Annotated in this window: 20 protein-coding genes and 1 tRNA gene; 10 read left to right on the top strand and 11 right to left on the bottom strand. The window is 55.2% G+C overall.

Features of this window, described 5'->3' with window-relative positions; genetic code table 11:
- Positions 1–224: 224 nt before the first annotated feature.
- The gene (locus ACR0MJ_RS13560) at positions 225–641 is read right to left on the bottom strand and encodes a MerR family transcriptional regulator (protein WP_480761326.1); all 417 of its coding nucleotides are present in this window, start codon (positions 639–641) and stop codon (positions 225–227) included.
- A gap of 73 nt (positions 642–714) precedes the next feature.
- Between ACR0MJ_RS13560 and ACR0MJ_RS13555 the strand changes: the two genes are divergently transcribed.
- The 3 genes from ACR0MJ_RS13555 (at position 715) to ACR0MJ_RS13545 (ending at position 2,470) form a co-directional block, all read left to right on the top strand.
- Positions 715–1,344 carry a cation efflux transmembrane domain-containing protein gene (locus tag ACR0MJ_RS13555; protein WP_480761325.1) on the top strand — a complete coding sequence of 210 codons (630 nt, stop codon included), beginning with the start codon at positions 715–717 and terminating at the stop codon, positions 1,342–1,344.
- Between the two features lie 74 nt (positions 1,345–1,418).
- Positions 1,419–1,886, top strand: coding sequence for a DUF411 domain-containing protein (locus ACR0MJ_RS13550; RefSeq protein ID WP_480761323.1), 468 nt, complete (start codon positions 1,419–1,421; stop codon positions 1,884–1,886).
- Between the two features lie 161 nt (positions 1,887–2,047).
- Positions 2,048–2,470, top strand: a complete 423-nt coding sequence (locus ACR0MJ_RS13545; protein ID WP_480761321.1) for a c-type cytochrome — start codon at positions 2,048–2,050, stop codon at positions 2,468–2,470.
- A 492-nt stretch (positions 2,471–2,962) separates the two neighbouring features.
- On the opposite strand, the gene ACR0MJ_RS13540 is transcribed toward ACR0MJ_RS13545, so the two are convergent.
- Entirely contained in the window at positions 2,963–4,240 is a 1,278-nt protein-coding gene (locus ACR0MJ_RS13540) for a tyrosine-type recombinase/integrase (RefSeq protein WP_480761320.1), read from the bottom strand.
- A 147-nt stretch (positions 4,241–4,387) separates the two neighbouring features.
- Positions 4,388–4,462, bottom strand: a tRNA-Gln gene (locus tag ACR0MJ_RS13535).
- 370 nt (positions 4,463–4,832) lie between these two features.
- On the opposite strand from ACR0MJ_RS13535, the gene ACR0MJ_RS13530 reads away from it, so the two are divergent.
- Positions 4,833–5,342 carry a ferritin gene (locus ACR0MJ_RS13530; RefSeq protein WP_170401952.1) on the top strand — a complete coding sequence of 170 codons (510 nt, stop codon included), beginning with the start codon at positions 4,833–4,835 and terminating at the stop codon, positions 5,340–5,342.
- Between the two features lie 27 nt (positions 5,343–5,369).
- Here ACR0MJ_RS13530 and ACR0MJ_RS13525 read toward each other — a convergent pair whose 3' ends face one another.
- On the bottom strand, positions 5,370–5,858 hold the full coding sequence (locus ACR0MJ_RS13525) for an SH3 domain-containing protein (protein ID WP_480706986.1): 489 nt from the start codon (positions 5,856–5,858) through the stop codon (positions 5,370–5,372).
- Between the two features lie 169 nt (positions 5,859–6,027).
- Here ACR0MJ_RS13525 and ACR0MJ_RS13520 point away from each other — a divergent pair, with 169 nt between their 5' ends.
- From ACR0MJ_RS13520 to ACR0MJ_RS13505, 4 genes are all read left to right on the top strand, one after another.
- On the top strand, positions 6,028–7,014 hold the full coding sequence (locus ACR0MJ_RS13520; protein WP_170392503.1) for a 2-hydroxyacid dehydrogenase: 987 nt from the start codon (positions 6,028–6,030) through the stop codon (positions 7,012–7,014).
- A gap of 27 nt (positions 7,015–7,041) precedes the next feature.
- A complete protein-coding gene (locus ACR0MJ_RS13515) occupies positions 7,042–8,439 on the top strand; it encodes an FAD-binding oxidoreductase (RefSeq protein ID WP_480761318.1) in 1,398 nt (465 codons plus the stop codon).
- Between the two features lie 110 nt (positions 8,440–8,549).
- On the top strand, positions 8,550–9,797 hold the full coding sequence (locus ACR0MJ_RS13510) for a hypothetical protein (RefSeq protein WP_480761316.1): 1,248 nt from the start codon (positions 8,550–8,552) through the stop codon (positions 9,795–9,797).
- Between the two features lie 137 nt (positions 9,798–9,934).
- Positions 9,935–12,442, top strand: a complete 2,508-nt coding sequence (locus ACR0MJ_RS13505; RefSeq protein ID WP_480761313.1) for a GcvT family protein — start codon at positions 9,935–9,937, stop codon at positions 12,440–12,442.
- Between the two features lie 69 nt (positions 12,443–12,511).
- On the opposite strand, the gene ACR0MJ_RS13500 is transcribed toward ACR0MJ_RS13505, so the two are convergent.
- The 3 genes from ACR0MJ_RS13500 to ACR0MJ_RS13490 all read right to left on the bottom strand — a co-directional run bounded on the left by ACR0MJ_RS13500 (position 12,512) and on the right by ACR0MJ_RS13490 (position 14,637).
- A complete protein-coding gene (locus ACR0MJ_RS13500; RefSeq protein WP_170401940.1) occupies positions 12,512–12,847 on the bottom strand; it encodes a carboxymuconolactone decarboxylase family protein in 336 nt (111 codons plus the stop codon).
- 72 nt (positions 12,848–12,919) lie between these two features.
- Entirely contained in the window at positions 12,920–13,573 is a 654-nt protein-coding gene (locus tag ACR0MJ_RS13495) for a DUF938 domain-containing protein (protein WP_480761311.1), read from the bottom strand.
- 2 nt (positions 13,574–13,575) lie between these two features.
- Positions 13,576–14,637, bottom strand: a complete 1,062-nt coding sequence (locus tag ACR0MJ_RS13490) for an NAD(P)/FAD-dependent oxidoreductase (RefSeq protein WP_480761310.1) — start codon at positions 14,635–14,637, stop codon at positions 13,576–13,578.
- A 203-nt stretch (positions 14,638–14,840) separates the two neighbouring features.
- Here ACR0MJ_RS13490 and ACR0MJ_RS13485 point away from each other — a divergent pair, with 203 nt between their 5' ends.
- Complete coding sequence (locus ACR0MJ_RS13485; RefSeq protein WP_170392922.1) at positions 14,841–15,251, top strand: hypothetical protein; 411 nt, start codon at positions 14,841–14,843, stop codon at positions 15,249–15,251.
- Between the two features lie 3 nt (positions 15,252–15,254).
- On the top strand, positions 15,255–16,487 hold the full coding sequence (locus ACR0MJ_RS13480) for an HlyD family secretion protein (RefSeq protein ID WP_170392496.1): 1,233 nt from the start codon (positions 15,255–15,257) through the stop codon (positions 16,485–16,487).
- A 195-nt stretch (positions 16,488–16,682) separates the two neighbouring features.
- Here ACR0MJ_RS13480 and ACR0MJ_RS13475 read toward each other — a convergent pair whose 3' ends face one another.
- From ACR0MJ_RS13475 to ACR0MJ_RS13460, 4 genes are all read right to left on the bottom strand, one after another.
- The gene (locus ACR0MJ_RS13475) at positions 16,683–17,873 is read right to left on the bottom strand and encodes a S41 family peptidase (protein ID WP_480761309.1); all 1,191 of its coding nucleotides are present in this window, start codon (positions 17,871–17,873) and stop codon (positions 16,683–16,685) included.
- A 106-nt stretch (positions 17,874–17,979) separates the two neighbouring features.
- Positions 17,980–19,053, bottom strand: a complete 1,074-nt coding sequence (locus ACR0MJ_RS13470; protein ID WP_170392494.1) for a BMP family ABC transporter substrate-binding protein — start codon at positions 19,051–19,053, stop codon at positions 17,980–17,982.
- A 34-nt stretch (positions 19,054–19,087) separates the two neighbouring features.
- Positions 19,088–20,008 (bottom strand): ABC transporter permease, encoded by a 921-nt coding sequence (locus ACR0MJ_RS13465; protein WP_170392493.1) that lies wholly within the window; start codon positions 20,006–20,008, stop codon positions 19,088–19,090.
- A 1-nt stretch (position 20,009) separates the two neighbouring features.
- Entirely contained in the window at positions 20,010–21,092 is a 1,083-nt protein-coding gene (locus ACR0MJ_RS13460) for an ABC transporter permease (RefSeq protein ID WP_170392492.1), read from the bottom strand.
- Positions 21,093–21,127: the final 35 nt, after the last annotated feature.

Raw genomic sequence — 21,127 nt, 5'->3', positions numbered from 1 at the left:
AGGTGACCTGAGTTCAAGAATATTTACTTGAAGTGAAGGGGTTGAATTAAGGATATACTCGCCATGCACCTTCGCCAGTTCTGAAAGTAACTGTTTGCGAGCGCGTAGATCGTGTGCATCGGAACGAACAGGCCAAATTTTAAGGGGGTGTTCGCAAATCGCGTTGGTCAGCTATGCGGACAAAACAGTCTTTCGCAGCGACTAAAGCAATGTCCGCTCATAGTTTAGTGATCGTGGTGACACAGTTTATGATCGGCAAGAGACGCGAGTACATAGCAGTTCTCTGACACACCCTCGTCATCACAGCCCTTCGAAATCCGAACCAGCTCTTTTTCAAGAGCCCGTAGTCGTTTGATCTTTGCTCTTACTTCGGAAAGTTGTGAGACGGCGATGTCCGTTGCGGCTTGGCATGAACGATCCGGGTGGCCTTGAAGCACAATCAATTCGGAGATCGCTTCAATTGAGAAACCAAGATCGCGTGCATGCTTGATGAAACTGAGACGCTCCAGCCCTGCCGTATCGTAGCGCCGTTGGTTGCCTTCGGTGCGTTCTGGTGCGGCAAGCAGGCCCATTTCCTCATAGTAGCGGATAGTCGGAACTTTGACCTTCGTGCGCTTGGAAAGCTCCCCGATAGAAAACATGAAAATACCTCTTGAACCTCTAGTAACTAGAGACACTACACTGTGGTCACGACAGACACAAAAGGGCTTCCCAATGTCAGCATGTTGCGGACACAACACCAAATTCGACGGCGTATCAGATGACTACAAAAGGAGGCTGTGGATTGTCATTGCTCTGAACGCGGCGATGTTCGTCGTCGAGATGACTGCCGGTCACTATGCAAAGTCTCAGGCACTTCAGGCCGACGCTCTAGACTTCCTTGGGGATGCTTTGACCTACGGTATCTCGTTGGCAGTGATCGGGGCTTCAATCCGTGCACGCACCAATGCCGCTCTGGCCAAAGGGGTGAGCTTGCTGCTGATGGGTCTTTGGGTGTTTGGATCGACCGTGTACCGGGTGTTCTATGTCGGAGTGCCGGAGGCCGAGATTATGGGCATCGTTGGCTTTTTCGCTCTTTTGACCAATCTCGCAAGTGTGCTCTTGCTCGTCCGTTACAAGGACGGCGATGCAAATGTGCGCTCTGTCTGGCTATGTTCGCGCAATGACGCCATTGGCAATGTGGCCGTTATGTTCGCGGCATTGGGCGTCTGGGGTACAGCTAGCGGTTGGCCTGACCTGATTGTTGCGGCGGTCATGGCAACGCTGTTTCTTTCCTCGGCTTTCCAGATCGTGAGTCAAGCGCTCGCCGAGCGCCGGGAAGTTGGCGAACATCAGCATGTTTGATGTGGATCATGACCTTTGATCTCGAATGATGCGAAATTGACTCAATTGAGTTGGAAATACAAAAGACTCTCACTATGGACCTGAAACGCCGCCAAGTACTGACTTACGCCGCTGGCATTGCCAGCACAGTACCATTTGCCGTGTTTGCGCAAGACACGCCTTCCATCCATGTTCTCAAGGATCCGAACTGCGGCTGTTGCCAGGTTTGGATCGACATCCTACGGCAGGAAGGCTTTCGCGTTACCGAGGAGCGCAGCTTTGGAACACAGCTTGTCCGCCACAAATTGGACAACGGCATTCCCGAAGAAATGATGTCCTGCCACACAGGCGAGATCGATGGCTATATGATCGAGGGGCATGTGCCTGTTGCCGACATTCGTCGTCTGCTGGAGGAGCAACCCAATGCTGTTGGACTTGCTGTTCCTGACATGCCCTACGGTACCCCTGGGATGGGGCCGGAAGATCGTCGTGAGGCCTACGACGTGTTTTTGATCCTCAAGGACGGTAGCACCGAGGTGTTCAAGAGTTACGAAGCGGCCTGAGGCGACGTTCATCGAGCGGAAACAGTAAGGAGGAGAAGATGACGAAGCTTGGATTACGCACTCTTGCCTTGAGCGTTCTGTCTATCACCATTGCTACAGTGGGTTGCGCACAACAACAACGAGGAGATTGGTGGGGTCACGGGCCAATGGGATCTAACCACATGAGGTCTGAGCACATGCGTGGTTGGGGGCACGGCAATATGGGGCCTGGCCAGCAGCAGCGCATGCAACGACATTGGACGTATATGAACGAGGACGTGCCCGTAGCCTACCGCGGGGCTCGGAGCACCATTCGTGCAACGCCCGAGAATGTTTCGGAGGGCAAGACGCTATACACGGAAAACTGCGCAAGCTGTCATGGAGCTGAGGGCTTGGGCGATGGTGAAGCCGGACGTTCGCTCGCGCCCTCTCCCGCTCTCCTACGATGGTTCGTTCAGATGCCGATGTCGGGGGACGAGTACCTTCTTTGGGCAATTTCCGAGGGCGGCGAACGCTTCGGGACAGACATGCCAGCCTTTAAGGAAGCGCTGAGCGAAGAAGACATTTGGAAGATCATCGCTTATATGCGAGCGGGGTTCCCTTGATCTGTCGTCAATCTGCTCGTTTTTGATGAGTGATTTTTCTGTAGACACTATGACAACAATTCTCAACAGGCATAAAGCTGACAATGCGCCATTCTAATAAGTTTCACGGAAGCGGACACTTATCTAACTCTCAGCACAGACGGGTTAGGGCTCAGAGCGGACATCGGCCGACGTGAGCGCGCGTGTCATGATGCTAGCATGACATCGGCTGGCTGCATCCCAGACATCCGAACGGCTGCGGTCACCCAAACAGCTTGAAGGTATCTGTGAACAAGATGGCGGCACACATTGAGATGTTGCTGCAAAATGTGTTCGAGAGGTTTTGGCGATTCAATGCCAAGGTCAAAGTGCGAACTGGCCAACAGAGGCTAGCGCTAGCTAGTAGTCAAGGTTGCGGGAGAGGTCATACACTGCCGACGTCTTTTGGCTCAACTGGCACAGCGTCCAATAGTGGTTTCCCTCCCTCGCAATCGTTAGCATGAAAACTCCCCCCTAACCTTTGCTTTCGCCGTCGTCAGATGACTGATCGGTTTCATCAGAGATTAACCTTCCGTCGGCTGACGCCTTCGGCCCGCTATCGTTAGGTTCATCTTTAGGAGGTGGCATGAACGTCTCTGCTACCATGTTAGCTATGGCCTGCATTTTCGTTCTCTCGTCACTGATTAGATGGCCGTACTGTGACATGGTGAATGACGCGTTATGGTGGCCGAGTAATTTTTGAGCCTCCAAGTACTTTCCGCGAAGCATCAACTCGGATGCAAACATGTGCCGCAGTGTGTGGAGGCCGCGCTGCCTAACCCCTGCAATGCGCTGGACTCGATACCAACCGTAGTTGTTGACTTGAGAATGGTGCATTGGGAGCCCAGCTTTGGTGCAAAAAACAAAATCGTGGTCGTGGGTGGCAAGGTGATCAATTAGCCAGTGTCGCGCTAGCGAACCGATAGGGACAGTGCGGTAAGCATTGGCGGATTTCATTTTCCCAACCCTGTCGCTGTCCGGTCTGCCGCGCCTGCTTTGATCGACTTTCCGGCGCAAAGTAATTGTTGTGAAATCCTCAGAAATATCGGTTCGCTTGATGCCAAGAGCTTCCGAGATTCGAACCCCAGTTGACGCAATCAATGCAATTAGTGCGCTGTACTTTATCCAACTGCGCCTGACCTGCTTATTGGGATGTTCACGAAGCTCTGAGAGCGTTTCGAAGATGATCCTGACTTCTGCCCGAGTATGCAATGACCGTGAGGCGGGTTCGCCCCTGCCGTCGTTCAATTGCACTGCTAGCTTGTAGGCGGGGCTTTTGACGATGAGGTCCCTAGCTACAGCCCAGTTCAAGATCGACTTGGAAAGGTCAAATGCATGCTTGGCAGTTTGTCGGGAGGTGAACTTCTCGGTGAGCTGTCCCATGAACATGCTCATCTTGTCTCTGGTCAGCACGTTCAAACGCACGTTCCCGATGTACGGGAGTATGTGCTCGTCCAAATAGTGTTGGTAGCCCTTTAGCGTGGAGTACTCGAGCGGCAATTTTCCATCCCTGCCGCGCTTTGAAGCTTCCATATATTGCTCGGCGAGCTGAGAGAACTTCATTTCCCGCATGCCCGGTCCGACTTGAGAGGCGTTCATGGCCTCGATTTCTCGTTTGCGTTGCTTTGCTTCAGCCAGCGATTTGAAAGTCTCCTCCTTATAATTTTCACTCCAATCACAGTACCAACGCACTCTGTACCGTCTGGAATCGCCAATGATTCTGTCACTTATACGAACGCTTTTATTGCGCATGTCGTTGTCTCCCGATGTTTTTTGGGGGACGCAGCCGGCCGGAACCGCGACCATGCACTATCTGTGGGGGAGGTGTGGGGCAGAAATCAAGGTAAGTATAACTTACATCTTGAGTGTTTTTAAGTATTTGATTTTTATGATTTTTTGTGGCTGGGGTGGTAGGATTCGAACCTACGATACACGGTACCAAAAACCGCTGCCTTACCACTTGGCTACACCCCAACGGTGAGCGGCTATCTACGACTGTTGCTTTGAGGGTTCAAGGGCTTTTTTGGACAATTTTGATGTGGATATGCAATTTAGTCTGATGGCGGTTGGATCGTCGGGATGGTCGAGTATTGGTCAGGCGATTGTTTGAGGCGAAGCTAGATCTCTAAAACGAAAATCCAACTGGCAATCCTTGGTTTTGCGGTCGCGAGATACAATCCGCGATGCGCCACATCGCTCGTTCCTGCGACTGCGTTTCAATAGCACAGGAATTGGATTAAATTATTGATTAATATCGATAAAAATTACCTTTATCAGTTGAATGTCTTTGGCTTTGGACCTAGCTAGATAAAGTCCGCTAACCAGCACGAAAAAGGAGCGAGCAATGAAATTGAACCCGCAAGTTGCAGAAGCATTGAATAAGCAGATCAACAATGAGCTCCACGCTTCGTACACCTACTTGGCGATGTCGGCTTATTTTGAGGCGCAGGATCTGCCTGGATTCGCCAGTTGGTTTCGGGGGCATTCTGCCGAAGAGGAAACCCATGCAATGCGTATATTCGACTTTATCGCCAAGCGGGGTGGGAGGGTAAATCTCGACGGCATCGCAAAACCGCAAACGGACTATGAATCACCCGTTGATGTACTGGAGCAGGCGTTGGCGCAGGAGCAAACCGTGACGGGCCAGATCAACGCGTTGTTTGAGCTGGCGCATGAGGTCAAAGAATACAGCACACAGAATATGCTGAACTGGTTCCTGGCCGAACAGATAGAGGAAGAAGACCTGTTCACATCGATCCTGGATAAGGCCAAGGCGGCCAGCGGGGACCGATGGAACCTGCTGTTGTTGGATCAGGAACTGGCCAAACGCGGCAGCGCTGCAGGCGCGGAGTAGCTCAGTCGGCGCTGTCGCGCACGCACGTCATTCCCGAATCTCGGCGGGGTCGACCCCCCAAAGATTGCTTTTCAGGGTCCAGCCCCGATAGCCGCCTGCCGAGATGCGGCACCAATCGGGTGAACATTTTTCAAGCCGGGCGACGACGCCGGTTTCAAAATGCGCGTTCACCTGCGATTTGGGATCGGGCATCGCGTAAACCGGCAGCAAGTCGGCTTCGATAAGGACTGTCCGCACACCTGAAAGCAGCGCGTAATGCACCCAACCCCCGGCACCGTCTCGATCCTGAACCTTGCGCCAGTTTCCATATTCGGCCGTGATCTGCAGCGGCATGCCACGGCGTTTGAACACCCAATCGATTCGGTGAGTCAGCGAAGGGCCGCGACGGACATTACCCTCGGCGGCTTTCATCGAGACATATCGTGGAAGCGGTAGATTCGTCACTGGACCGCGTTTTTCCTGCGCGGACACGGCCACTGCGCCGAGCACGAGCAGGAAAACCGATATCAACACCACAAAATGGCGGTTCACTGAAAAACTAGCACTCACTGCCTGTCTGCTCTTATGCCTGTGGATCGTATGCAAAAAAGGTTGAGACGATGCCCAAGGGGTTCTTGTGCCCCGTGTAATCCTGCGCCACGATGCCATGGCGCGCGGCAGTTTGCAAAGCGGTAGGAGGGTCAAGGTGCCAAGAGAACGTCTGAGTGTTGTCGTTACGCGACGGTTGCCCGAAGCGGTGGAAACACGGCTAAGCGAGCTTTTCGATGTAAAACTGCGTGACACCGACGATCCCATGACTCGCGAAGAGCTGGTGGCGGCAGTGAACACAGCAGATGTGCTGGTTCCGACGATAACCGATACAATTGATGGCGGTATCCTGGGGCAGGCTGGTGAGAAATTGCGACTGATCGCCAATTATGGTGCCGGTGTCGACAATATTGATGTGGCGACGGCGAGGCAGCGCGGGATCCTTGTCTCGAACACACCAGGAGTACTGACTGACGATACTGCAGATATGACTATGGCTCTGATCCTGGCGGTTACACGACGTATCCCCGAGGGGTTAGGTGTGATGCAAAAGGGCGATTGGGCCGGTTGGGCCCCGACGGCCTTGCTGGGTGGCCGGGTCGGTGGTCGCCGCTTGGGTGTTCTTGGGATGGGCCGGATAGGGCAGGCTGTTGCGCGACGTGCCAGCGCGTTTGGAATGCAGGTCCACTATCACAACCGCCGCCGGTTGCGCCCCGAGATTGAACAGGAACTGGAGGCGACCTACTGGGATAGTCTTGATCAGATGGTGGCGCGGATGGACGTCATTTCGATCAACTGCCCGTCGACCCCTTCGACCTTTCATTTGATGAATGCGCGGCGTTTGAAATTGATGAAACCCACGGCGGTGATCGTGAATACATCACGCGGTGAAGTCGTTGATGAGAACGCCCTGACACGCATGATCCGCGCCGGTGAGATCGCGGGCGCTGGTCTGGATGTTTATGAACAGGGCACGGATGTGAACCCACGCCTCCGGCAATTGCCGAATGTGGTGCTGCTGCCCCATATGGGCTCGGCGACGCTTGAGGGTCGGATCGAGATGGGTGAGAAAGTCATTATCAACATCAAGACCTTCGAAGACGGTCATCGCCCGCCAGATCAGGTTGTGCCTGCAATGCTTTAGGCGGTGGCCTGAGAAAAGGGGAACGCAATGGTGCAGGCAACTGCTTTGCCGCGAAACGAGGCCGGGATCGACACGGCGCTGGGAATTTTGAAGCAGAGGTTCTCAGACCGGCTGCAATCTGGTGCTGCGATCTGCGAGCAGCACGGGCACACAACAACGTGGATTGAAAACCAGAGACCGGATGCGGTGGTTTTCCCGCATTCAACCGAAGAAGTGGCCGATATCGTCAGGACCTGTGCCGAGCACAAGGTGCCAGTCATCCCATTCGGAACAGGCACCTCGCTCGAAGGTCATGTGAACGCTCCTGCTGGTGGCATATCCGTCGATCTGAGTCAGATGAACAAGATATTGGCGGTCAATGTCGGTGATCTAGATTGCGTTGTCCAACCGGGTGTCACCCGAGCCGAATTGAACACCCATCTGCGGGATCAGGGGTTGTTCTTCCCGATTGATCCGGGCGCGAATGCGTCGCTGGGTGGAATGGCCGCGACACGCGCGTCTGGCACCAATGCTGTGCGTTATGGGACAATGAAAGATAATGTGCTTAGCCTTGAGGCCGTGATGCCGGACGGGCAAGTGATCCGCACGGGGCATCGTGCGCGAAAATCTTCGGCGGGTTTTGATCTGACCCGCTTGCTAATCGGTGCCGAAGGCACACTGGGAATAATCACCGAAATCACATTGCGATTGCAGGGTATCCCCGAGGCCATCAGTTCAGCTCGCTGTTCGTTTCCATCGGTGGATGCAGCCTGTCAGGCTGTGATGATGACTATTCAGTATGGTATCCCGGTTGCGCGGATCGAATTGCTGGATCAGATGTCGGTCAAAGCGGCAAACGCTTATTCGGGACTGGATTTGCCAGAAACGCCACTGCTGCTGCTGGAATTTCACGGTTCGGACAGCGGTGCAGCGGAACAGGCAGAGACCTTTGGCCAAATCGCGGAAGAATTTGGTGGCAGCGATATCACCACCACTACGACAACCGAAGAGCGCAACAAGCTGTGGCAGGCCCGGCACGATATGTATTGGGCCAGCCTACAACTGCGCCCAGGCGCGCGGGGCATTTCTACGGATGTATGTGTTCCGATCTCGCGTTTGGCCGAATGTGTGACCTCCGCACAGGATAAGGCCGCTGAATTGGGTTTGCTGGCCCCAATCGTGGGTCATGTTGGTGACGGTAACTTCCATACACTTCTGTTAATCGACATGGATGACGCAAAAGAGGTCGCAAGTGCAGAGGAATTCGTCGGTTGGCTAAATGATCTTGCAATTGCGATGGAGGGCACCTGTACCGGAGAACACGGAATCGGGCAGGGTAAGCGCCCCTATCTGGTGAAAGAACTAGGCGCGGCGACAAATTATATGGCGGCGATCAAAGCAGCGCTGGATCCCGATAACATCATGAATCCGGGAAAGATTCTGTAGCCATCAGATCGATTGCCAAATGACGGAATTTTCCAAGCATCAGACACACCTGCGCCTCAATGTTGTGGGACAGATTCTTCACAGAAGAGTATCTGATTCTGAGGTTTTTTATGGGCGCGCTGCGTTTCATTGGTTTTTTGCTGATTGCGGCGATTTTTATCGCGGGTCTCGATTATTACCAGCAAGACAAAAAGCACGATGGATCACTATCGTTCAGTGGATATCTTGAGACGATCAATGACCGTTTCGGTGTGTTTAAGGCAGAACAGGTTGCCAAGCAGGCCGAGCGTGACCGTAAGAAGCGATGGGATGCGGGTGCAAAGCCCTATCTGCCATCGCCGCCAGAGGGTTGGGCCCGGTTTGATCTGGCGGATAGCGAGAGCAAAGCTGTTCAGACGGTGTTGTCCTGGTTCGAGCTTTCGCCCTTGGTCAGCTCGATTTCCAGCCAGGTGGAATTGCAGCGTCTAACGAATGAAGGGCGGGACAGTTTGATACGCAAACTGGCTCAGTCAGGTTATGTGTATGAAAAAGATGGCGACATTGTCTGGTTCGATATCACTTTGAAGCCCAAGAAAGCGCGCAACACGCTTATTGGGTTGGCGCTGGGACGACAGGCCGATTTCATGAACGCGATGGAGCAGTCCAGCGGGTTCGCGGTTATTGATGGCGTGGCCTTTGCAGAGGTGACCGGTGATATCTCTGGCAGGAACGAAGAAAGCGATATCCGCAAGATCAAAGGTCGCATCGGATTTGATGAAGAAATTGTCCTGCGGTTGCACTCCAATACTAATGACGCGACGATTATTCAGTTTCTGGAAACGGTTGATCTGGCCAGTCTGAACGATCTGCTGGAATTCCCCTCGGTCGCGACGGGGGAGGGCATAGTCATACCGGTCGAAGAGCAGCCCGAGAAGGCGGATAAAATGTTGCATCTCTATGACAAGATGCTGGTCATGCAAGACAAGGTAACGCAGCAGAAAATCGAAAACATGGATATGGGTGCGATGATGCTGAACACGTTGACGGCGACAGAGTTCAATGCCGAAGGATTGGCGGACATCACAGGCGGCAAGGTTTTTGAGAATCAGGACAATCTGCAGATGGCATATGGAAAGGCGCTTGAGATGATTTTGCTCTCGGATCAGCGTCACGTCGATTCTGGTCCGGCGAAATCTGGTGGTGGTTTCCTCAAGGGTCTAATTCAAAAGCTTCCCGGACTCGGAGCATTGAGCGGAGGTAGTGAAGTTGCTGCGGCAACCAAATCAATGCCATCCGAAGTCCGTGTGCGAAAAGGTAACGAAGGTTCCTCTTGCGCGATGAGCGGGAATACCAAGCGTTGTTCGTTCGGTAAGAACTGATCTGCCAAATTGTTGCAAACGACGACTCGCGGCATTAGCGGGTCGTTTTTCTATTATCACTGGTCGGATGAATGTCGCGTCGAGCCCCTCAAATGCGCCATATGGTGTCAACTGAATTCAAGGGGAGACACCCGGCTATGAAAACCCAAGTCAAAGCACTGGTCGTTGGCGGCGGCGCCGTCGGGACCTCGATTGCCTATCATCTGGCCAAAGCGGGCTGGGATGATGTGATGCTGATCGAGCGGGACGAACTGACATCCGGTTCCACCTGGCACGCAGCGGGCCTGTTGCCGTTGTTTAACATGTCGTATGCCACGACCCACATCCACAAGTACTCAGTCGATTTCTACAAGACACTAGAGGAAGAAACCGGCTTGAATGCAGGCTTCGCCGTAGTCGGAAACCTGCGTATGGCACAGACACAAGAGCGTATGGATGAATACATGCTCTATGCATCCACAGCGGAAACTTGTGATGTTGCATATGAGTGGCTGACGCCCGAGCAAATCAAGGAACGTTGGCCTCTGATCGAAACTTCCGACTTGAAAGGCGCGATCTACCACACCGAGGATGGCTATATTAACCCCGCCGACGTCACTCAGGCGATGGCCAAGGGGGCTCGTCAACGTGGTGTCGACATCGTGCGCAAGATGCAGGCCGATGCGTTCCACTGGAACGGCACCCACTGGGAAGTCACCTGCACCAAGATGGTCGAGAAGGGCGGTAACCTCGTTCCGTCAGACGAACAGGTGGTTATCACCGCCGAACATGTCGTGACTGCATCGGGCAACCACGCACAGCGCACCGCCAAAATGCTGGGTATCAAGATGCCCGCGATCCCGGTTGAACACACCTTCATCGTCATGGACAAAGACCCTGAGTTGGTCAAATGGCGCGAAGCGGGCAACCCCGAGCATCCGGTTGTGCGAGATGCCGACAACGAATCCTATGCGCGTGAGGAACGCGGCGGCTGGATTCTGGGTATCTACGAACATGGCGCTCCTGCGCAGTTCGAACACGGCGTGCCGGACAGCTTCCGCGCTGACTTGTTCCCGCTGGATCTGGACCGGATTGCTGATCAGTACATGGCGATGGCCGAACGCGTGCCGTCATGCGCTGAATCCGGTCTGAAGGACGATTTCAACGGCCCGATCTGCTATACCCCGGACGGCAACCCGCTGGTTGGTCCGGCTCCGGGCCTGCGTAACATGTGGCTGGCCGAGGGCTTCAGCTTCGGGATCACCGCTGCAGGCGGCACCGGCTACTATCTGGCACAGATGATGGTCGATGGCGAAGCCGAGATCGACATGGCCTCGCTGGACCCCAAACGCTACAGCAGCAGCTGGATGACCACCGAGTTCGCGGCGCGCAAGAACGAAGAGTGCTATGAGCACGTCTACATCCTGCACCATCCCGACGAAGAGCGTGAGGCCTGCCGTCCGCTGCGGACCGTTCCTGCCTACGACCGTCAGAAGGCCCGCGGTGCTCAGTTCGGCTGGGTCAACGGCTGGGAACGTCCGAACTATTTCGGCCCGCTGGATGCGTCGGACAACTTCGACAAAGAAAGCCGTTCGTTCCGCCGCGGTGGCTGGTGGCAGTACGCTGTCGAAGAAGCCAAAGCGATCCGCGAGGGCGTTGGCCTCATCGACGCATCGGCCTTCACCAAGCATGTCGTCAAAGGCCCCGGTGCAACCCAGTTCCTGGATTGGTTCACCTGCAACAAGCTGCCCAAGGTCGGTCGCATCAATCTGACCTACGCATTGACCTCGCACGGCACCACCCGCACTGAATACACCATCGTCCGCAATGGCGAGAACAATTACTACATCGTCTCTGCCGGTGCTTGGACCGAGTACGACGCCGACTACCTTTGCAAGGCGGCCGAGGTCAAGATGGAGGAGTTCGGCTACATCGAAATCCAGGACGTGACCACCCAGTGGGGCGTCTTCGCGATCGCCGGACCCAAGTCGCGTGACGTTCTGAAAGAGGTCATCAAGGACGCCGACCCGGAAACCGCGCTGTCCAACAAGCGTTTCCCGTGGCTGTCCGCCCGTCAGATCGAACTGGGCATGTGCCCGGTCAATGCGATCCGCGTGGCCTATACGGGTGAGCTGGGCTGGGAACTGCACCACCCGATCGAGATGCAGAACTATCTGTTCGACCTGCTGGAGAAGGCCGGTGAAAAGCACGGCATGAAACTGGTTGGTGCCCGCGCCCAAAACTGGCTGCGCCAGGAGAAATCCTATCGCGCCTTCGGCACCGAACTGGGCCGCGACGCGACCCCGCTGGAAGCTGACCTGCCGCGCTTTGTTGATCTGTCGAAAGACTTTTACGGCAAAGCCAAGCTGGAAGAGACCGGCGTGCGCGTGAAGTGCTGCACTCTGCTGATCGACGGACCGGACGATGCCGACCCCTGGGGCCGCGAGGCGCTGTACACGCCGGAAGGTGAGCGCGTGGGTCGTTTGACCTCGGGCGGGTACTCGGTGGCGTTCGAGAAATCCATCGGCATGGGGTATGTGAAGCCTGAGCTGGCGGTCGAAGGCACCAAGCTGCAGGTCAAAATGCAGGACAAGCTGTGGGATGCGGTCGTGACTTGTGACAGCCCCTACGATCCGAAGAACGAAACAATCCGCAAAGACGGCTGACGCTTCCAAGAAATAAGGCGGTACTCACGTAGCACCGCCTACTAAAAGCCCGCTCTCGGTGGGCTTTTTTCATGCGCTCAATTCATCAAAGCAGTCTAGTGCCTTGGCGGCGTACATCATGGACGGCCCACCGCCCATCTGGATGGCCATTGCCAGAACGTCCGAAACCTCATCGCGGGTGGCTCCCGCCTTGGCCAACGCCTCGGAATGCAGGGTAATGCAAGGCTCACACCGTACTGCGATTGACATGCCTAACGCGATGAACTCTTTGGTTTTGTAGTCCAGCGTCCCGCCTTCCTTGACAGATTTTCCCAGCGCCCCGAAGGCACGCGCCGTATCAGGAATGGCTCCGTTAAGGTTACGCAAGCTTTTGCGCGTTTCGTTCAGTGAATCCTGCCAGCTCATTATCACGTCCTTCTTGATACATATGATAATCTGCATATGAATGATGAAGAGCAAAGCAGACTTTGATCCTGATCAGATTCCAGTTTTTTGGGCGACAAATGCCAAGTTGTTCGCAGGCATCTTTACGATTTCGACCAGTTCGAGGGCGTTGTCCTTTAACATAGACAATATATGTGTGTCGTCTTTGTACCCGATCTCAGGGTCTTGTTGGACCAGTGCGTCGTGAAATCGCTGGTCGCCATCGCTTGTCAGGTGTCCGTCACGTTTGAAAGGGCCATAAAGCACCAAACGCCCATCCGTTTTCAGAGCGCACGCTGCTTCGGCAACGAGGGTTTCAGCCTCGGGCAAACTGATCAGGTGCAAGAGGTTGACCAGTAAAACCAAATCTTGCTGCGCCATTGTTTTGTGCCAACCCTCCGCAGTTGCATCCAGATGAACGGCTGCGGCGGTATTTGGTAAACCCTTGGTGTACGCATCGATGCTGGCGCGCCGTTCAGAGGTGACTTCGCTGGGTTGCCAATGCAACCCGGGCATCCGCTGGGCAAAGGCCGAAATGTGTTGTCCGGTTCCACTGGCCAGTTCCAGGGCCTGTCCTGATGACGGGGCGACCCGTGCCAGAAGATCGCACAGCACAACCGTGTTTCGGCTGGCGGCTGGGGCGACGAGTTTGCTGCCGTCGCCCTCGGTGGCGACGCTGGCATTTGGGGGCAGTTTGCGTTTTGACATCGTTACAGCCTACCGGGTGTCAGCGCTTTCACAATCGCCGCGTTAAGGCGCGGCGACGCGCCAGTCACAAGATCCGCCACAAGTTGCGAGGCAGCAGGGGCGGTCTGAAACCCATACCCTCCCTGTGCTGCCGACCAGATAAACGATGGATCGGTTGGATCAGGTCCGAGCACCAGCGTGCCATCGGCAACAAAACTGCGTAACCCCGCCCAATTGGTTTCTACCCGAGTTACAGTTTCGGTAACCATCGCTTCGTATCGTGCCAGTCCTTCTGCGAGAACCATGTCATCGGCGTAAGCGTCATGGGGTGTGGTTGGGTCCGCCTCGCAAGGCGAGACCAGTAGCTTGCCCGCATCAGGTTTGGCGTACCAGCTCTCGCCTGCGCCCAGCATCATTGGCCAGTTTCGCAGGTCATGTCCGCCCGGTGCGGGGATGCGCGCAATCGATCGACGGTAAGGTGTGATCCCGATGGGGGAGATTCCTGCCATCTGCGCCACCTCATCGACCCAGGCTCCGGCGGCGTTTACCAGATTGCGTGCCTCAAAGGATTCTGAGGATTCGACGGTCCAATGAACCGATTTGCGGATGCTGCTGACCCTCTGACGGGTCAGGACTGAACCGCCATTCTTGCGGACGGTTCGCGCAAAGTCCTGCAGGACGCGATCTGTATCGATATCATATGCGCTATTACTTATGGCTGCATAACCGACAGTTTCAGCATTCAGGACAGGAATGTGTCCGATGGCATCTTCCGGCGAAATCTCTTGCACACCAAGATCTTGGGCGTCTTTTTGAAACAGCGCCTGTTGATCCCTTCCGCCAATCAGCATCAGGCCGCGTGGTGTTAGGTACGCATTTGTTTCAAAAAACGCAGCACTTGCCTCGTTCAATGCCTTGACCGAGTTTGGACCGTAACCCTTTTCGAACAGGGCGGCTGAACGACCCGAAGTATGATATCCCAATCCGTCCTCGGCCTCTAACACCGTAACTGTGCCGTGCTCTGACAGGCGCGCACCTGCGCTTAGCCCGGCGACACCGCCACCGATTATGAGAAAATCAATCATGCGTTTTGTTCCGTTTCCGGCCGCCAAGTGATCGAGCCGGTGGTAGGTTGACTGGCGACATTGGCGGACCATGGCACGCGTACTGCCAAACGAAAAGACACAAGCCCACCGCAATGGAAACTTGATCGTAGGCGGCCAGCCTGCTTTTAGTGCAAACAACATAAGATTCGGAGGCGGACGTGAACGCGGCAGATATTCACCCGATGGCAACGGGGCACATTCCGTCATATGTGACACAGGCAGATGGTAGCGACTTCCTCTTCACTTTCATGTTGTTTTTTACCGTCGGGATGGTCGTGCTGATCGGGGTTGCCTACTTCACGTTGCATTCGATCCCGGAAAAAATGGCGCATGAAACCAATCACCCGCAATTCCAATTGGTTGGGATTCTGGCGCTTTTGGCTTTGTTTACGCATAACGGCCTTTTCTGGGTTGCCGCCATCCTTGTGGCTGGGTTCCAGTTCCCTGATTTCGCGGCACCGCTGCGCTCGATTGCCGATGCCATCCGATCTTTGGCGCCTGGGCAGGACAAAGAACACGCTTCACCCCCTCCTGAGCCGGAAACTGAGCCCGAACAATCCAAACCCTCCGAACCGGCAGCACAGGGGCACTGAACAATGATCGAGACGATGCTGTGCGCCCTGATTACCGTGCTTCCTGACTATCTGTTTCGCCGCTTTGTGCAGGGCAAACGGATCGGACACGAGATCACGCTGTTCACCATGTGGTACGAGTTGCGCTGGGGGCTGACGACTTGCGCTATTTTGGCGCTAACCGTTATCACAACGCTGTTCTATTTTCACCCGTCCAGCAAAACAGCGGCTTCCTATTTCCGGACGGTAACGATCCTTCCGCAGCTAGGGGGGCGCGTTTCCGAAGTCTACGTGCGCAACAATGAACAGGTGACAGCTGGACAGCCGATTTTCCGGATCGAAGACTTCACGCAAACCGCACAGGTCGAAGCGGCGCATGCCCAGATTGCTCAGGTTCAAGCCTCGTTGAAGGTGGCGGAAACCGATCTGGCCGAGGCTGAGGCCGGGATTGCAGGCGCGCGCGCAGCTCTGGATCAATCGCTCGAGGATCTGGAACGCAATACCACCCTACGTGACGAGGGATCCAGCGCGGTGCGCTTGGCCGAGATTGATCGGTTGGAAAATCTGGTTGCCGAGCGTGAAGCGCAGGTCAAAGCAGCCGTCTCAAAACGCGCAGCGGTTGTACAACAGATCGAAGAGCTGATCCCGGCCCAACTTGCCAGTGCCAATGCGCAGCTGGATGCGGCATTGACCGAGTTGGACAAGACTGTGGTAAATGCTGGAGTGACGGGCAGGGTTGAACAATTCGGGCTTCAGGTCGGCGACTATGTCAGCCCTTTGCTGCGCCCGGCGGGTATTCTGGTGCCATCCTCCTCCGGACATGACAGATTCCAGGCGGCGTTCAGTCAGCTTTCGGCCCAGGTGGTCAAACCGGGTATGATTGGCGAATTAGGCTGCATGACCAAGCCCTTTACCGTTATCCCGGTGGTTGTCGTCGAGGTGCAGGATGTGATCCCATCGGGGCAGATCAGGCCATCTGATGAGTTGCGGGACGTGCAGAGCAACACCAATCCGGGTTCGATCCTTGTCTACCTTGAACCGCTCTACAAAAGCATGGCCGATGATGTGCCTCCGGGCAGCAACTGTCTGGCGAATATCTATACGGACAATCACGCAAAGCTGGAGGATGAGAGCCTCGGCTTCTGGGAAAAATCGTTCCTGCATGTGGTAGACACGATTGGCGTCGTTCATGCGGCAGGCCTGCGCCTGCGACTGATCCTGATGCCAGTGAACACTCTGGTGCTGGGCGGACACTAATTTCACGCCCTAGAACCTAACCATTGCGGCGATTCAATCGCTTGAAGTCCTGACCCGACGACAGCTGGGTATCGAAACGCTCGTGGTTAATATTGCCCACGGGCCGATGGTGTTGGGTCGCCAATAAGACTGGCCACCAAGTAGACCTTCGCCGCGCGTGCAGCATTTGCTTTCTTGGAATGCAGCTATGCAGACTTAGCGGCTGTCTAGCGATTTGCTCATGCTTTTGAGAACTCGTTGATGGAGTTCGGTTGGTGCATCTTCAACTGCAGGTCTTTCGATCCATTCCAAATCCAAGTTCAGTGATCCCGCAGGTACGATTTTTCTTGCGATTTCGGGCGGCGTGGTATCGTCAATGGTTCCATTCTTCCAGTCGTGAAAGGCTGATGAGTAACGAACGACCGCTCCGCTGGTCGACAATTCGAGCAATCCGCCCTCGGCAAAGAACGTCAGCCTATCTCCCATTTCCTCACCAATAAGTTTGAGCCTGTTTCCCAATCGATGTTTGAGGATGGCTACAAACACTATCGCAGCGGAAAACGTGAATTTATCGACAAGCATAACAACCTGCTTGTTTGCACTTTCTGAGATCGCGTCGATCAAGGGCATCGTTAGAAGAAAGTCGCCACCAGTGTTTCCGCGAACATCAATTAGTAGTGTTTTGTTCGAGGATGCGCGCACACATTCCACCGCGGCTGAGATGGCTTTAGGCAGCGCATTTTCGTTCGGATCAAAGAAGCTTGGTAACGCTATTGATAGCCCTAGCTCTTGCCAGTCCTTTATCTCAACAAATATCTCGGGTTCCCAGGCTGGATCAGCCTTGCCGTGCTCGTTTCTCGGGTAGAGCATCGATCCAGGAACTGTATGTTCATTGGCCACTTTCAGATTGGCTATCCGCCCACTTTCGTCCTGCACACGGTACTCGGTCATGCCGCCGTTTGACGAAAAACCCAAACGTGCCAAAGCGTACGGCCAAGCCAGTAGAATCGGGCCGATGACCCGTTTCCTTTGGTACGTTCCCGCCAGAAATTTCTCTGCAGTGGCTTCAATCTGGCTCAAAGCTGAGCCGTTGACCGCTATCAACTCTCCTCGCGGTGCGGCTATCTCTGGCGCCGCGTCGATGAATTGAACGGAACGTCCAACGCTCACGAATCTCAGCGGTAGCACCGAGATCGCATCATTCGGGATCAGCCGTGTGTGCCCATTGCCGGGAAGTGCAAATAAACGCATCGCTGACAACAGGAAGGCTTCGACAGAGCCCTCTGAAGCATATTGCCGGGTTTCACCAATACAGTCGTCAATCACGGCCTTTTCGATCTGTCGAAAACTGGGATCGGTCGGCAGGGCAGTTTCTAAAATTTGGTTCAGGTCTTCCGTGAGCGACATGTTTCACGATGCGCATAGCCACTCGTCAATGTCCAGATTGGGCTCAGGGCGACTAAAAAGGCCCGCAAAAACATGCGGGCCTTGTTGTTAGTTTCCGGATCAGATTCTACTGCGGAATTTCGCCTTCCAGCCCCTCAACGTAGAAATTCATGCCCGCCAGCGTACCGTCATCGGCGGTCTCGCCTTCGGCCAGCCAGTCACTGCCGTCCTGCTTTTTCAGCGGGCCAGTAAAGGGGTGGTATTCACCGGCTGCCATCGCGGCTTTCAGCGCCAGTGCTTCTTCTTTAACATCAGCCGGAACGGCGTCCGAAATCTCACCAATTGCTACCATGCCTTCCCGGATGCCATCCCACGTGTTGGCACTTTCCCATGTTCCGTCCATCACAGCTTGGGTCCGCGCGATGTAGTAGGGAGCCCAATCGTCGATGATTGAAGACACACGCGGGAAGGGTGCGTATTCGCTCATGTCGGAGGCCTGGCCAAAGGTGACAACGTTTCCTGCCTCTTGCGCGGCTGCCTGCGGTGCAGTCGAGTCAGTGTGCTGCAGGATCACGTCCGCGCCCTGTTCGATCAGAACTGTGGCGGCGTCAGCTTCTTTCGCAGGATCGAACCAAGTGTAGGCCCAGACGATCTTGAACTCGACATCCGGATTCACCTTCTTGGCGTGGATATAGGCTGAGTTGATACCACGGATCACTTCAGGGATCGGGTAGGACCCGATGTAGCCGATGATATTCGATTCCGTCATTTTACCGGCGATGTGGCCTTGGACTGCGCGACCTTCATAAAAACGGGCCGAGTAGACCGAGACGTTGTCGGCGGTCTTGTAGCCGGTTGCGTGCTCGAATTTCACATCCGGGAATTTCTTCGCGACATTGATGGTCGGATCCATGTAGCCGAACGAGGTGGTGAAGATCAGGTCCGCGCCTTCCAGTGCCATCTGGGTCATCACGCGTTCTGCATCTGGGCCCTCAGGCACCGACTCGACGAACACGGTTTCAACCTTGTCGCCAAAGTGCTCTTCCACGGCCAGACGGCCCTTGTTGTGCTCATAGGTCCAGCCGCCATCGCCCACTGGGCCGACATAGACGAAGCCGACTTTGGTCTTGTCTTGGGCCATGGCCCCCGAGGCCAGACCCAGCGCCATTGCGGCGCTTGCCAAAAGTGTAGTGAATTTCATGTGTTACTCCCCAAGTTGGTTCAGTTGGCCTCGCCTAGTGCGAGGCATGGAAGGTCCGGCCCAATGCGGCAGGTGCGCTGCTCTTGTCGGCCGAAAGGATCACAAGCACAAGGATCGTGATGATGTAGGGCGACATTGCCAGATACTCGACAGGAATGGCAACGCCCGCTGCCTGCAAATTAAGCTGCAACACAGTGATGCCGCCGAACAAATAGGCGCCCAGCAAGACACGCCATGGTTTCCAGCTGGCAAAAACCACCAGCGCCAAGGCAATCCAGCCGACACCGGCAGTCATGCCCTCGGTCCACTGCGGCACGCGGATCAGGCTGATGTAGGCGCCGCCCAAGCCAGCGCAAGCACCACCAAACAGGATCGCCATGATGCGAATCTTGATGACTTTGTAGCCCAGCGCATGCGCCGCATCGTGGTTTTCGCCAACGGCGCGCAATATCAGGCCGATGCGTGTGTATTTCAGCGTGGCCCAGACGGCGGCCGTCAGGGCAATTCCGACGTAGAGGATCGGGTCGTGCTGAAACAGGATTGGTCCAATAACAGGGATATCGCTGATCACCGGGATATGGATTTCACCCATGCTGGGCGGCTTGATTCCTACGTAGCTCTGCCCCATCAGCGCGCTGAACCCGAGGCCGAACAATGTTAGGGCCAGGCCACTGGCAACTTGATTGGCCAGCGCCACCTGCGTCAGCAGCACAAACAACAGCGATAGCACCGCGCCACCGATTGCTGCCGCAATAAAGCCCAGCCAGGGCGAACCGGTCTCGACTGAGATTGCGAAGCCGCTGATTGCGCCCACGATCATCATGCCCTCGACACCGAGGTTCAGGACGCCTGCTTTTTCGACCACCAATTCTCCGATTGCGGCCAACAAAAGTGGGGTTGCGGCCACCATTAGCGAGGCGACCAGAAGGACGGGGTTAATTTCACCAAGGTCCATATCACGCTACCTCGCTACGGGCCGCACGGATGCGGTAGTTTGTCAGAAGATCGAATGCCAGCAGGAAGAACAGAAGCATCCCTTGGAATACCTGAATGGCTGCGGCGGGCAGACCCAGCTGAGATTGGGCGATTTCACCGCCAATATAAGTCAACGCCATCAGGCCTCCGGCCAGCAGGATGCCCACTGGATGCAAACGGCCAAGGAAAGCCACAATGATCGCGGTAAAGCCGTAACCGACGTTGAAATCGATGCTGACCACGCCAGCAGGGCCCGAGACTTCGAACATCCCCGCAAGACCGGCCAGCGCGCCGGCCAGACCCAAACAGAACAGGATCAGGCGGGCAGGGTTTACACCGGCGAACTTCGCCGCACGCGGGGCCTCACCTGTCAGGCGGATGTGGAAGCCCAGCATGTGCCGGTTCAGCAAGACATATGCAAAGATAACAGCGATCAGGGCAGTGACTACGCCCCAGTGCATGCCTGAACCCGCAATCAGCTCGGCATTATACGCGCTGTCGTAGGATTGCAGATTGCGCGAACCCGGAAAGCCGAACCCTTCGGGATTCTTCAGCAGGCCTAGCGAGACCGAGGCCAGCATCTGTTCGGCCACATAGACTAACATCAACGACACAAGGATTTCATTGGTACCGAAGCGCACTTTCAGGAAGGCTGGGATCATTGCCCATAGCCAGCCGCCAAACGCGCCTGCAATCACCATGATCGGAAAGATGTAGAATGCATCCAGCGGATAGAATGCCAGACCAGCGCCCGCACCGAAAATGGCCCCCATAATGTACTGACCCTCGGCCCCGATATTCCAGATACCGGCGCGGAAGCCCAAAGACAGGCCGATGGCGATCAAAACCAGCGGCGCCCCTTTAACCAGCAATTGCGGCCGATAATAGAAGGCGAACTCGCCAAACAGGGGTTCCCAGAAAATGGTTCCAATAGCCTCGACCGGGTTTTTGCCCAGAATGGCGAACAGGATGCCACCAAAAACCATCGTCGCCAGGACCGCGACCAGAGGGGTGGCATAAGACCACGCCTTGGACGGCTGAGGCCGTTTCTCCAACACAATCATTTGCTCATACCCCCGCGTTTCTCTTTTCTTTTAAC

This window comes from Ruegeria sp. C6 (assembly GCF_056537625.1).
The sequence above is the reverse complement of the archived record's forward strand: the minus strand, read 5'-3'. Positions and strand labels throughout refer to the sequence as shown.